Source organism: Geobacter sp. PheSNFMC, assembly GCF_059620965.1.
The window spans coordinates 35,508-48,002 of the sequence record NZ_JCAMRN010000015.1; the positions used below are offsets into that span (position 1 = coordinate 35,508).

Here is a 12,495-nt window from a genome sequence, read left to right on the forward strand (position 1 = left end):
AATTTCTTTTTAAGCGACATCATGAATGATGGTTTGCGGTGAGGCGGCTTTTAATGGCACCCTCAAGCATGGACCGCCATACCCCCGCCCGGTACCTCCCGCAGTTGCGCAGCATGTGCAAAAGGGTCAGCACCTGGTGGCGACGCAGCGCATTCCGCGCCAGACGGTCATAGGAACTGCCACTCAGTTTTGAGTACAGTTGCTTGTATGTATCGGACGGATCGGGAACCGTACTGTCGAAGTCGGGGAAGTAATCGTCACCGATCCTTCCGTGCACAATCTCCCATTTCGAGATTGCGCCGTCAGTGAACTCCACGTAAAGATAGCCCGTTTTCCGGGTGCTTTCGTTCCAGATCATATCGCAGATGAAGTTACCCAGACTATAGGCGATCAGGCCGCCGTTATACTCCTCAACCTCCCGCATGACATGGGGGTGGTGCCCCACGACCACCTTCGCCCCGGCATCGATCATCCTTCGCGCAATCCGCTTTTCGTCTTCACTGGGGATCTCGATGAACTCGTCCCCCCAGTGCAGGGAAACGCAGACGATCGGATGTGCTTTCGCCGCCTCGGCTATCTCCCCATAGCAGCTCGCTTCGTCGAATTCGCGGTACGGTGGTTGATCGGAGAAGCCCTGACGGGGCCGTGCTGACCAGCCGAGAAAGCATACGGAGCGGTCGCCGGTACCGACTATATTCGAACTGCCACCATTGCGCCCCAGCCCCACGATGCCGATCCCTTTGTCGGCAAGCACCTTCAGAGTCTTGTCGAATGGATCAATCCCATGCTGGTAAATGTGGTTATTGGCAATATTGACGGCATTGAAACCCGCCTGCTCCAGAAAGTCGGCATATGCCGCTATCCCCCTGCAGTTAAGCTCCTCGTGCGACGCGGCCGTCAACTCGGCAGTCCCGAGCGTGAACTCCAGATTGCCGAACAGGATGTCGTGTTCGCAGCCTCTCCGGAACAGCGCGTGTGCCTTATCCGGTGGAATGCCGTCGCAATATCTGGAATAGAAACCGAACCCGACTGATTTCGGGTGATCCCCAAGAGCGATATCGCCGACAAAGATGCACTTAATGGGCTTCATGGCAACTCCCCGGATTACCGGTCCATCCCCAGTGTAGTTCTGAGCACATCCCGTCGTTCATTCTGCGTTCGAATAGCTCGTACTTTCCACTCCCGGATATTATCCCCCAGGCGGAAACGGTCCCGATACGCTTCCCTTATCGCTTCAGCAATACTAGCGCTATCGTGAGCGGTAAACACCGTTCCCTGATCAAAATATGCCCGCAAACAGGCCCTGTCGGACGTGACCAGCGGCCGTTCAGCAGCCATGGCTTCGTAGGCTCCGCATACGAGGCAGTTCTCGTGCTCCGTCAGGTCGAGAACGATATCCGACTGGTAAAGCCTCTCATAAAAGTGCTGTTCCGGCACAAATCCCAGGAAGCTCACATGGGGGTAATCGGACGGATCAATGCCGACCTTGGCGTAATTGCCGGAGACATAAAATCTGAAGCTTTCGGCAGAAAGCTCACGGGCAGCCTCGAAAGCCGACTCGTACGGTTCGTCAATGTCAAAGGAACAGATAAAAAAGACCGATTTATCCTCAGGGGCGGCACCTGAATCATAGCGGGCCAGGTCGGGCAGCGGGTCCTCGCATACCAGCGCCTGCCCACCAATGGATTCCACATGGGCGGCATGGTCCCGATTGGTAACGATGACCAGATCTGCCGATCTGTTGCAGAGATCGAGAGCTTTCTGAAACAGATAATTGCCGTTGTACGCGATGACGCCCCCGAAGTGGGCATCGGTGACAAACTTATACCCGAACAACACCCGAGCCAGCAGCAGCAGATAGTTCAGGACGATGGAAGGGTTCTGGGCGAACACCACAGCGGGCTTTTCCCTGCGGACCGTGGCTATGGTGTTGTATGTACAGAAAAGATAGCGCCGCAATCTCGCACCGCTGTGCGCGATGACGTGGAGATCCGCACCAAGCATGGCAGCCATCGATCTGTTGCGTATCTGATGCTCCCAGGTGATCCAGATGGCTTTTTTCATTCAATGGCCCCGCAGTTCACACATTCCTTACTTGAGAAATTGTTCCCGCCAGATCGCATAATTGACCAGGGGCCACAACACATCGCCATGGTTGTGCTTCCGGCTCACGTGCTCCGAAACCAACTGCTCGATCCTCGGCCTGCTGACGCCGTTGATGCCACGGGCGGTATCGAGGAGAAGATCCAGGTATCTGCCCAAACCGCTATTGTCGCGCAGCCATTCGTCCACGGGCACGCCGAAGCCGACCTTTTTCTTGTAGACGATCTTTCGGGATATGTGCCTTTCCGCAACCTTCTTGAACACGTGCTTGGGAGTGAAGTGCCGTACTTTGTACTGATAGGGAATTGCATTGGCCACGTCCAGCATCTCGTTGTCAAGGACCGGAACCCTGGACTCAACAGAGGCGGCCATGCTCATCTTGTCCTGCCGCATCAGAATCGGCTGAAGATAGGACTTCTGTTCATAGAGGAGGAGATTGTCGAAAAGGCTCAACTCATCGTTCCAGACGCTGTCCACCAGGGCGGATCGGGCATCGAGGGCGACATCGCCGGAATTCAGCAGCCAGGAAACCTTCTCCTTGGTGGTAAAAGATGAATTCCACAAGGCCAGTTCACGGGCACCAAGACCGAGGTTGTCGACTATTTTGACGATCTTTCGTGCAGGAACGCCCTTCAGGACCGACTTCACCAGCGAAGCAACACTCGGATTCAACTTGTTATATGCATCGCCGAACCTGCAAATCTGATAACGGGGATAACCGGCAAAAAGTTCATCGGCCCCTTCGCCGGTCAGCAGGACCGTCACAAACTGTCGTGCGTACTTGCACAGCAGGTACATATGCACGGAGTTGGCATGACAGAGGGGCTCGTCGTGATACCAGATAACCTTGGGCAGAGTGTCGGCAAAGGTCTTGCCGTCGACCCTGATCTGGTGATACTCAAGCCCCGCCGAATCCGCCAGCAGTCGCGCATAGGCTGACTCGTCATAGGCACTTTCGAAAAAACTGACCGTAAAGGTCTTCAGTCCGGGTGAGTATCCGGCAGCCAGCTTGCTGACAAGACTCGAATCGACCCCCCCGCTTAGTTGAGTGCCAAGGGGAACGTCCGTCATCATCTGGCGCTGCACCGATGATGTCAATGCGGCATCGATCGTCCCGACGAGATCTCCGTCTTGGGCATAGTTCAACACGTACCGGGATAGATCCCAGAACGTTTCGAACGTGCATCCGCTTGGCGAAATTCTGACATACGTGCCCGGCTCAAGGGCATTGACGGAAGAGAAGAACGTTCTGTAATTAGCCAGATATCTGAAACAAAGGTATTCCGCCAGTGAGTCATTTGCCTCGTCGGTTACAACCTCGCCTGACGCCAGAATTCCCTTGATCTCCGATCCGAAAATAATGGCTTCCTTGTTGAGATGATAGTAGAGGGGCTTGATGCCAACCCTGTCTCTCGCAATGAACATGACGTCATTGCGTGTGTCATAGAGACAGAACGCAAACATCCCGTTAAGCTTGCTTATGAACTCAATCCCGTATTCTTCATACAGGTGAATAATTACTTCGCAATCACTCCGCGTGGAAAACACGTGGCCCTTGCTTTCCAACAGTGGAACGAATTCCTTGTAATTGTATATCTCCCCATTGGCAAGCAGGACGATGGTTTTTGTTTCATTATACAGTGGCTGATGACCTGAAACCGTATCAATGATACTCAATCGCTGAAACCCGAGCGCAGCCCTCCCGCTTAGGTATTTACCCGAGGAATCGGGACCCCGATGGTAAATTGCCTGCATCATTGCATCTATGTCACTGCTGTCACAGGCATTTTTATTAAAATAATATTTACCGACAATTCCGCACATTAGTGTTCCTTGACGTCATTTAGGTGATAACAAAATCTACAGTTCATTAACTTAACCAATAGCACTGTCGTTTTTAGCTATCAAACTATTTTCTATTTTAATCAACATGGAATAGAGAGAAAACGTTATCCCTATGGCAAACCACCAGTATATTTCATACAAATCCATTCCAAACAAACCAAGGGTAAGTCTTAATATTATAAAACCTATAATTGATGATGCTATTGCTTCCACTAGTTTCAAGTCGTTTACAACTTCGGTCAAAGAATCATTTGAATCTAATTTGACCAGGAGCAGCTTACTTTTAGTTCGTATGTAATGCAGAATGCCAAGCATTTTATATATCATCATACCGACGACAATAATACCTTGTATTCCCAGGTTGGTAGCTATTTCAAGATACATATTATGAGTATCCTGCGATCTGCCGAAACGTTCCGCCCGCACCTTCGGGAAAGCGGAAACCCCTACGCCAAAAGGATTGTCCGTAAATATTTTCCAGGCGTCTTCAATAATTTGTATTCTCGCTTCGCTTGACCTGCCCTCTTTTTCCTCAAGAGTAAAAATCGATCTGAATCTTTCCTGATAATCAGAGGGAACCATTGGCAGGGACAGTGCCAGAGCAAGCACCATGCAACCAATGAATCTTTTTTTGTTACTTGTGGTATAGAAGGCAAAAGCAACAAAGGCAAAAATGCCGACATACGCTGTCCTGGAACCAGTGTACAACACAATGTGCAAGGACAGGATACCAATGACCAGCAAAACCGCCTTGATATATTTATTGCTCAGAGGCCAGAGGAAATAGACAAATGGAAGCGTTCCCATTGCCATGCCGGCAAAGGAATTTGGATGACCATAGATAGGTGTCGGACCATGGAGCCGCATAATCCCTTGATTTTCCCAGATGAGCCCCCCAGACAACCGTCCCACGAGCCCCTCCTGCCCCATTTTCAGGCAAGCCAACAGGAATGCTCCCAGGAAATATTTCATATGACTCGGACTACGCACAAATGAAACGATAAAAAACGCCATAAAGGCAAACTTGACGATCCGGTCGACGAAAACGTCCCACGATCTGGCGAAATCGTGGGAAAATGGCACCTGGATGACAATCACCAGAAAGTACAGCAAAACATACGGGAGCAGAGGGCATTTCGTGTCGATCTTCGGCGTTGCCAGAAACGCCAGCACGGTCAGAACCAGGGCATAGATAAACTCGAACCTGATGTCCCCCAGCACCGGAATCCTGTACCCGATCTGCAGATACCACGCGACAACATAGCCGCAAAACAACAGCAAAAGTGTTTTGTTGATAGAGGGATACTTAACCGAATACTCTTCGGTTGCCTCTCCGTCCAGCACATTGACGCGCCGATTGTTTATTAAGAAATCCTGCATATAGAGAACCGATACTTTCCAGACGCTTCCGGCGCGATAGCATCGACGATGCTGACTTCAACCGATGTGCCGCTGCCAAAAAGCTCCGCCAGATAGTCACGTAATCCACACTGGGTACTATCCTTAAACTCAGCCCCGGGCACCACCCTGACGATAAGTGAATCCATCGACTCCTGCACTATCTGCATCTGGACGATTCCGGGCATTTTTGTCAGTGTGTTTTCGATCAGTGAAACCCCCGCAACCCGCGATCCATCTTTCTTGATCAGAAAATCGGCCACCCGTCCGGTAACGCTTTCCATGAGGGGAAGCCCCCGGCCACACCTGCATTTCCTGCCGCTCAGCACTCCCACATCCTCGACCCGGTAGCGGATAAACGGCATGGCGCGGTTCATCAGGTCGGTGACGACAATGGTACCCGGCTCGCCGGGGGACGCCGGGCTACCGTCTTCACGAAGGAACTCGATGTACAGGTGCTCGATGTTCAGGTGCATCCCCTCGTGCCTCTCGCACTCGGAGGCGATCAGGCTGACCTCTTCGCAACCGTAACGGTCTGTTACCTTGATGCCGAAGACCGATTCTATGGTCCTGCGCTCGTGAGGCATGAGCATCATGGAGGTCGATAGGATTCCTTTCGGCGCTATGCTGTTCAGGCGCAGGTCCCGGACAAACTCGGCCAGTACGAAGATGGAGTGCGCATGCCCGTACAGGAGGGTCGGCTGCACCTGTTCCCATTCCGCGGCAAATGCCCTGACAGAAGCTTCTGTCACACTCATGGTATCAAGATAGATAACGGGGGACAGAAACCAGTCTTTGATGCGGCTTTTCATATCACGGGGAAGCTCGGGATTTCCCCACACGGCACCAATGGGCTCGCCCGGGTTCCACCCTGCCCACCTGTCATGCCGACGGGCGCATGCATTGCGACGCTCGCTGCACTCCTCGGTCAGGTAAATTTCGAGGGATTTTCCCGTTGACCCGCCGGTCTTGAATTTCATGAGCGACCCGACGTCATACCCTCTGCTTATCATCGCCAGGGTGTTCTGACGGATGCATTCCTTTGAAAGCACGGGGATCTTCCTGAATTCCTCCGGAGAGGTGACCGTTTCGGGCGTCAGGCCGGCCTGCTCCATGCGCTCACGGTAAAACTGATTATTGTCCCACACATACGCCAGCAGATCCGTGAGCCTTTCCCACTGAACCCGGCGCAGGGCCGCTTCCGGCAGATACTGGGTGCGTTCGAGCTCTTTCCAGTAGTTGAGGAAAGGAGTGCCGCTCCGCAGGGCATCGAGCGGCTCCATCAGGTGCCTGCGCAAGGGGGAGAACAATCTATGCTTCAGCATGGGTATTCTCCACTGGATTGTTGCCGCGTGCCAGGCCCTTGGCAAGCGAGTCGTAAAAGTTCTCCCACTGGGGCAGTACCTTGTCCCAGGTAAAGTTCTGCCTTACCTTTTCCAGGGAATGTGCCCCCAATTCCTTGCGGAGGCGAGGCGACTCGATGAGCCGTGCCAATGCGTGCGCCAGGGCCACGTGGTCACCTGTCGGCACGCAGGCTCCGTTCATTTCATTGACCAACTCGCCGTTTCCACCCGCGTCAGTGGCAACGACGGGCAGACCGCAGGCCATATATTCGAGAATGGCGTTCGACAGCCCCTCCTTGTCGGAGCAGAGTACTCCTATATCGGCACCGTACAGGTAATCACTTACGTTCTCAACGGCGCCGACAAAATGAACCCTGTCGCCGATACCGAGATCGGTCGCCAGGTGGGTCAATTCTGACTCCAGCCGGCCCTCCCCCAGCACCACAGCCCTGACAACGTCCTTGACTCCGTTGTTTTTCAGGTGCGCCAAGGCACGCACCAACAGATCGATACGTTTGATCGGCTTCAGGTTTGCGGCAATGGCGATCCACACATCCGCCTTGCTTTCACGGAAGAGAGATGGCAGCACAGGTGGCGGCACCGGCAGATCAAGACCGTTGCCGATCACGGTAATCTTGCCGGCGGGCACCTGTTCATACGCCGCCACATGGGCCTTTATCGCGTGTGCATTTACGGCAATGCCGTCGCACAACCGAAAAACATGGGGACGTATCTTCCTGAACAGTCCGTGATACGCGGGTTCGTCACTTCCCAGACCCAGATCGCGCCTGCTGACAACCAGAGCGTGACGCCTCCTGCTCAGAACCTTTCCCAGGAAACCGACAAACATCGAGTCTTCGAAAAAAGTCTGGACAATATCGATATTCCTTTCCTTGAGAAGCCGCAGATAGCTAGCCAGCACAAACGGGAAACCGGGAGTCAGAAACCCTCGATATCCAAGGGTTACCACATCACAGGGCAGACGATTAGCGGCCAACCAGGGAGAATCGTGCAGGCAGATCACGAGCGCGTCCATGGGGAGGCGTTTCAGGATGTTGAGCAACTGCTTCTCGGTTCCGGCCTTGTCGGAACTGATGGTGTCAATGAGATATGCGATGCGGACGGTACGTGTCATAGAGAAAAATACCCGTGTTTGAAACCATGAATAGATTACGCAACCGTTCTATTCTGCGCCCACCGTATTCACCACATACTCACCGGAACCCTTGGTGGAAACCACATCGCCCGGGATTCCCACCACCACGCCGTGGTCGGGAACCGGCTTCGTCACCACGCAGTTCGCGCCAACGGCCGCGTGGCTGCCGAGGGTGATGCCGCCGATGATCTTGCTGCCGGGGCCCAGGTAGACGTTGTTCATGATAACGGGGGTGCCGGGATATTTTCCGCCATAGGTGGCGCCGACGGTCACTTCCTGATTGATATTGCAGTTGCGGCCGATCTTTGCCTCGGCATTGACGATGATGCCGCCAAAGTGCCCGATGTAGAGCCCGGGGCCGATGTCGGTGTTGTACGGAATGCTGATGCCGTACTTGTACTGGTAGTGGTTCAGCAGAAAGCGGGAGATCGCGTAGAGGGGCAGCAGGAGCGTGCCCCGGCTCTTCAGGTATTTTGCCGTGCGCATGAGAAACGTGTACCTGAAGCCGGGGATGCACATTATAGCTTTCAGGAACGCGGAAATACTGTTTTCGCCGCCGTATCTGAAAAGATCTGAGGAGACAATATAGGCATAATAGGTCCACTTCGTATTTCTCATAGGTCACCACACTGCTGTCCCATAGTTTGATCCAATAAAAAGAGGCTCGGAGAGCTACCTGTGGTATTATGTGTTCGCCAAAACCATAACAATCACAAGGAGATCCGAGCCGTGGCCCATTGTAACACAGTGCTGAATCAAGTTGTCGGTTTTTTCAAGAGACATGAATTTGAATCCATTGCCCGCAAGCATCACGTCGGGCATAAGTTTCGGTCGTTCAATCGCTGGTCGCAGTTCATGGCCATGATGGTCTGCCAGCTTTCCGGCAGAAAAAGCCTGCGGGATGTGGTGGAGAACCTCAAAGCCCAAGGCCACAAGTTGTACCACCTGGGGATGAAGAAGGTTTCCCGCTCCACCCTGGCCAGAGTCAACGACGGACAGCCGGCTGCATTGTACAAAGAGCTCTTTCACAAAATGCTACAGCGCTGCCAGACCGTGGCTCCCAGGAATCGCTTCAAGCTTGCGGAAAAAGTCTATTTGCTGGACGCCAGCATCATCAATCTCTGTCTGGCGGCATTTCCTTGGGCCACCTACCGGCAGAACAAAGGCGCCATCAAGCTACACATCGGTCTGGATGCCGACGGTTACTTGCCCGAGTTCATCGATGTGACCGAAGGCAAGAAGCACGAGATGTCCTGGGCCAGAATGCTGAAGCTGCCCAAGGGCTCTCTTGCCGTCTTCGACAAGGGCTTCACCGACTATGAGTGGTGGCAGGAACTGACCACCAACGGCATCTTCTTCGTCACCCGACTCAAAGACAACGCCCTGGTGGAATACTTCAAGAAGCGGCCCGGCCGCAAAGCCAAGGGTGTTGTCCTCGATCAGGAGATCAGGCTCAAGGGAATGAAAGACAAGCTGCGGCTCGTCCAGTTCATCGCCGACGACGGCAACGAGTACCGTTTCGTTACCAATGCCCATCACCTGCAAGCGGCAACCGTGGCCGATCTCTACAAGGAACGCTGGAAGATTGAGCTGTTCTTCAAGTGGATCAAGCAAAACCTGAAGATCAAGACCTTCCTTGGCACCTCGGAGAATGCGGTACTCACGCAGATCTGGGTTGCCCTGTGCGTGTACTTGGTGCTGGCGTATCTGGCGTTTCTGTCAACGATCGGAGCGTCGATGCAGCAGATCTTGCGGTTATTACAGCTGAATCTGTTCGAGCAGCGAGACCTCGAAAGTCTATTCAAACCACCAAAAATAGAGGCTTCGCCACAACTGGTGCTACTTTAGAAACTATGGGACAGCAGTGAGGTCACCAGTAAAGAATGTTCTTTATCAGACCTTTGTATGCTATTACATTAAGAGGTGCCATTTTGAGTGCCTTGATGTAATAACAAGTAGACCTCCATCTGTCAGTACTTCTGTAATATTCACCTCTATTGCAATATGTATACGCCATTGCTTGACTTATTAAACTTGCTGAAACTGAGCCCACATGACTCTGTATGAAATCTGCTATAATCCTGTCAGAACAGCGTTGGCGTTCTTCTACGTTTTTTGACATCTGCCCTGAGTGCCCCATGCGATAAAATAACAACCACTCATCAACATAATCGAATTCGTATGCCACTGAAATCCTCAACCACAAATGCCAATCAATACCCATTTTCAAGCTCTCATCGAACACTCCAAATCTGTCTAAGCACTCTTTTCTGACAATTGTTGAGGAAAACTGAACAAAATTATCGAATACGAGCCAACGAGTGACCGACCCCCGCCTAGGCTGCAGATAGGGGGATGTCATTTCGTAGGTGAATTCCTCATTGCGCTCGTCCAGATATCTTGCCCTGCAATAGACAACACCAACGCCTGAATTCTGGAAGCATTTCATCTGCTTTTCCAATTTCTCATCACACCACAGGTCATCTGCATCCAGAAACGCGATGAATTCTCCCTTGGCATGCTTGATTCCGGTATTCTTTGCATTTGCCTGGCCAGCGTTATTCTGCACTATATATCTAAGATTGGCAACATGCTCGAAATCCTTCATCACATCATCGGTATTGTCGGTCGATCCATCATTTACGACTATTATTTCTATGTCTTTAAAAGTTTGCGACAAGACCGAAGTAAGACATCCATTGAGATATTTGCCGTAATTAAAGCATGTAATAACTACACTGACAGTTGGCTTATTCATAGTTTCCCTAATCACAAGTATTTCCTCATCCACAGTTCAAGTACAAACAGTAACCACAATTTATATGCTACACGGTAATCATGATGCGAATCGCTTTGATAAAATGCATTGACTATACGCTGGATGGCCTTTGGCTCGACATATGATTCGATCTTGCAACCGCGATGTAGCAAGTCCAAAGTCAATGTTTTCAGGTGACTCTTGAGCCAAGACTCGACGGGTGCCCCAAAACCTGTCTTCCGCCTGTGCAGAATCTCCGGCGGAAGAAAATCCGCCATGCTCTTCTTCAGGAGGTACTTGAGGCAATCGTTCTTCACCTTCAGGTTCGGCGGCATTTGAAACGAAAGCTCGATCAACCTGTGGTCGAGGAACGGGGCACGGCATTCGAGGCTGGAGAGCATGGATGCCATATCGACTTTTTTCAGCAAGTCGTCGGGAAGATAGAAGTTCATATCGAAGGAATACGATGCGGTGAGCGCATCAGCGCCATTCAACTCAAGCCACCGACTGTTCCTGAAAAAGTCCTGACTGCACACACTCTGGGCAGGCAGGATCTCTCTGAGCTCCTGGTCCGTGTATATCGTTCTTACCCAGTGCCAGTGTTTAAAAGCACGCAGGCTATTGGTACTTCGGGGATAAAGTGACTCTAGGAGTCCTGAGCCCCAATAGCCCTTGGAGAACTGATTTACAGACTTATACAATTTAGTCAACACTCTGCTCCGGGTCTGATATTTCTGGTCCAGATAGGATCCATATCCGGCGAAAAGCTCATCCCCGCCATCTCCAGTCAGTATAACCTTGACGTGCTCTCTTGCCTCGCGTGAAATCAGATAGGTGGGTATCGCGGAAGAATCGCCGAAAGGCTCATCAAAGTATCCAAGGACATCTTCTACTACGTCATCTATACGATCACTTATCAGGATCTCGGTGTGCGCAGTCTGGTATCTTTCAGCAACCAAACGCGCAAAAGGCCGCTCATCTATTTCCTGAGTAAATCCAACCGTGAAAGTTCTTATGGGGCTACTGGAATCTCGTGCCATGAAAGCTGCCACCGCACTAGAATCGATGCCACCCGAGAGAAAGACACCGAGTGGGACGTCAGAATAAGTCCGGATTTTTACCGCGTCCGCGAAAGTCTCAAGAAACTGCTCGCGAATATCGTCTTCTCGCCATCCCCATCTGATGGTCTGACATGGCTCCCAATACTTCAGGATGCTCGTCTTACCGCCGGAAATTCTGATGAAATGAGCCGGAGGAAGTTTTCTTATTCCAACGAAAATGCTCATCGGCGAGGGAACATACATGCTATTTAGATAGAGAGCCAAGGCATTCCCGTCAATTTCACGGGAAACGGCGGGATATTGAAGCAGTGCCTTGATCTCGGATGCCACTATGAACAGCTCAGGAGATTCCCAATAAACAAGGGGCTTCTCGCCGGCCCTGTCCCTGGCAGCGATAAAAGTGTTTGTCCGGTTATCATAGATGACAATAGCAAACATCCCATTTAACTTAGAAAAGACGTCTTCAGCGCACTCCTCATAAAGGTGGACTATTACTTCAGTGTCTGAAGTCGTTCGAAATTGGTGACCCCTTAATTCTAATTCACGCCTCAATCGGTGATAATTATATATTTCGCCATTAAGAATAACAGATATTGTTTTATCTTCATTGTATATCGGTTGTGATCCGGTTGCTATATCAATAATGCTTAATCTAGTATGACCAAGTATGACAGATTTATCATGCATTAAACTTGATTCGTCAGGACCACGAAACCGTAAAGTGTCTAGCATCTGGTTACATGTCAGTAGTCTTGACTCTATGGTTCTGGCATCAACATTATTATTGCTTTTGTCAAATAAAGCAATCAAACCGCACATGTAGTTCTCCGC

Annotated in this window: 10 protein-coding genes; 1 reads left to right on the forward strand and 9 read right to left on the reverse strand. The window is 51.4% G+C overall.

All coding sequences use genetic code 11. The features are described from left to right. Positions 1 to 19 precede the first annotated feature (19 nt). From AC6CDK_RS04980 to AC6CDK_RS05010, 7 genes are read right to left on the reverse strand one after another with little or no spacing between them, the layout of a single operon-like run. The gene (locus tag AC6CDK_RS04980; protein WP_192905022.1) at positions 20 to 1,090 is read right to left on the reverse strand and encodes a CapA family protein; all 1,071 of its coding nucleotides are present in this window, start codon (positions 1,088 to 1,090) and stop codon (positions 20 to 22) included. 14 nt (positions 1,091 to 1,104) lie between these two features. Beyond that, the gene (locus tag AC6CDK_RS04985; RefSeq protein WP_192905023.1) at positions 1,105 to 2,064 is read right to left on the reverse strand and encodes a glycosyltransferase family protein; all 960 of its coding nucleotides are present in this window, start codon (positions 2,062 to 2,064) and stop codon (positions 1,105 to 1,107) included. A 27-nt stretch (positions 2,065 to 2,091) separates the two neighbouring features. Continuing rightward, on the reverse strand, positions 2,092 to 3,927 hold the full coding sequence (gene asnB, locus AC6CDK_RS04990) for an asparagine synthase (glutamine-hydrolyzing) (protein WP_192905024.1): 1,836 nt from the start codon (positions 3,925 to 3,927) through the stop codon (positions 2,092 to 2,094). Between the two features lie 51 nt (positions 3,928 to 3,978). Continuing rightward, positions 3,979 to 5,328 (reverse strand): O-antigen ligase family protein, encoded by a 1,350-nt coding sequence (locus AC6CDK_RS04995; RefSeq protein WP_192905025.1) that lies wholly within the window; start codon positions 5,326 to 5,328, stop codon positions 3,979 to 3,981. Next, on the reverse strand, positions 5,313 to 6,671 hold the full coding sequence (locus tag AC6CDK_RS05000) for a phenylacetate--CoA ligase family protein (protein WP_192905026.1): 1,359 nt from the start codon (positions 6,669 to 6,671) through the stop codon (positions 5,313 to 5,315). Before AC6CDK_RS05000 ends, AC6CDK_RS04995 begins: the two co-directional genes overlap by 16 nt. Then, the gene (locus tag AC6CDK_RS05005) at positions 6,658 to 7,824 is read right to left on the reverse strand and encodes a glycosyltransferase family 4 protein (protein ID WP_192905027.1); all 1,167 of its coding nucleotides are present in this window, start codon (positions 7,822 to 7,824) and stop codon (positions 6,658 to 6,660) included. Before AC6CDK_RS05005 ends, AC6CDK_RS05000 begins: the two co-directional genes overlap by 14 nt. Before the next feature lie 48 nt (positions 7,825 to 7,872). Beyond that, on the reverse strand, positions 7,873 to 8,331 hold the full coding sequence (locus AC6CDK_RS05010; RefSeq protein WP_226048183.1) for a serine O-acetyltransferase: 459 nt from the start codon (positions 8,329 to 8,331) through the stop codon (positions 7,873 to 7,875). 243 nt (positions 8,332 to 8,574) lie between these two features. Between AC6CDK_RS05010 and AC6CDK_RS05015 the strand changes: the two genes are divergently transcribed. Then, the gene (locus tag AC6CDK_RS05015) at positions 8,575 to 9,693 is read left to right on the forward strand and encodes an IS4 family transposase (RefSeq protein WP_192905029.1); all 1,119 of its coding nucleotides are present in this window, start codon (positions 8,575 to 8,577) and stop codon (positions 9,691 to 9,693) included. 22 nt (positions 9,694 to 9,715) lie between these two features. Here AC6CDK_RS05015 and AC6CDK_RS05020 read toward each other — a convergent pair whose 3' ends face one another. Next, complete coding sequence (locus tag AC6CDK_RS05020; protein WP_192905061.1) at positions 9,716 to 10,603, reverse strand: glycosyltransferase family 2 protein; 888 nt, start codon at positions 10,601 to 10,603, stop codon at positions 9,716 to 9,718. Between the two features lie 11 nt (positions 10,604 to 10,614). Then, entirely contained in the window at positions 10,615 to 12,483 is a 1,869-nt protein-coding gene (gene asnB, locus AC6CDK_RS05025) for an asparagine synthase (glutamine-hydrolyzing) (RefSeq protein ID WP_192905030.1), read from the reverse strand. Between the last annotated feature and the right edge of the window lie 12 nt (positions 12,484 to 12,495).

What these genes read in the sequence shown, in the direction of transcription:
- AC6CDK_RS05000 (WP_192905026.1), bottom strand. Translation starts at nt 6,671, where the DNA reads ATGCTGAAGCATAGATTGTTCTCCCCCTTGCGCAGGCACCTGATGGAG.
- asnB (WP_192905024.1), bottom strand. Translation starts at nt 3,927, where the DNA reads ATGTGCGGAATTGTCGGTAAATATTATTTTAATAAAAATGCCTGTGAC.
- AC6CDK_RS04985 (WP_192905023.1), bottom strand. Translation starts at nt 2,064, where the DNA reads ATGAAAAAAGCCATCTGGATCACCTGGGAGCATCAGATACGCAACAGA.
- AC6CDK_RS04995 (WP_192905025.1), bottom strand. Translation starts at nt 5,328, where the DNA reads ATGCAGGATTTCTTAATAAACAATCGGCGCGTCAATGTGCTGGACGGA.
- asnB (WP_192905030.1), bottom strand. Translation starts at nt 12,483, where the DNA reads ATGTGCGGTTTGATTGCTTTATTTGACAAAAGCAATAATAATGTTGAT.
- AC6CDK_RS05020 (WP_192905061.1), bottom strand. Translation starts at nt 10,603, where the DNA reads ATGAATAAGCCAACTGTCAGTGTAGTTATTACATGCTTTAATTACGGC.
- AC6CDK_RS05010 (WP_226048183.1), bottom strand. Translation starts at nt 8,331, where the DNA reads ATGCGCACGGCAAAATACCTGAAGAGCCGGGGCACGCTCCTGCTGCCC.
- AC6CDK_RS04980 (WP_192905022.1), bottom strand. Translation starts at nt 1,090, where the DNA reads ATGAAGCCCATTAAGTGCATCTTTGTCGGCGATATCGCTCTTGGGGAT.
- AC6CDK_RS05005 (WP_192905027.1), bottom strand. Translation starts at nt 7,824, where the DNA reads ATGACACGTACCGTCCGCATCGCATATCTCATTGACACCATCAGTTCC.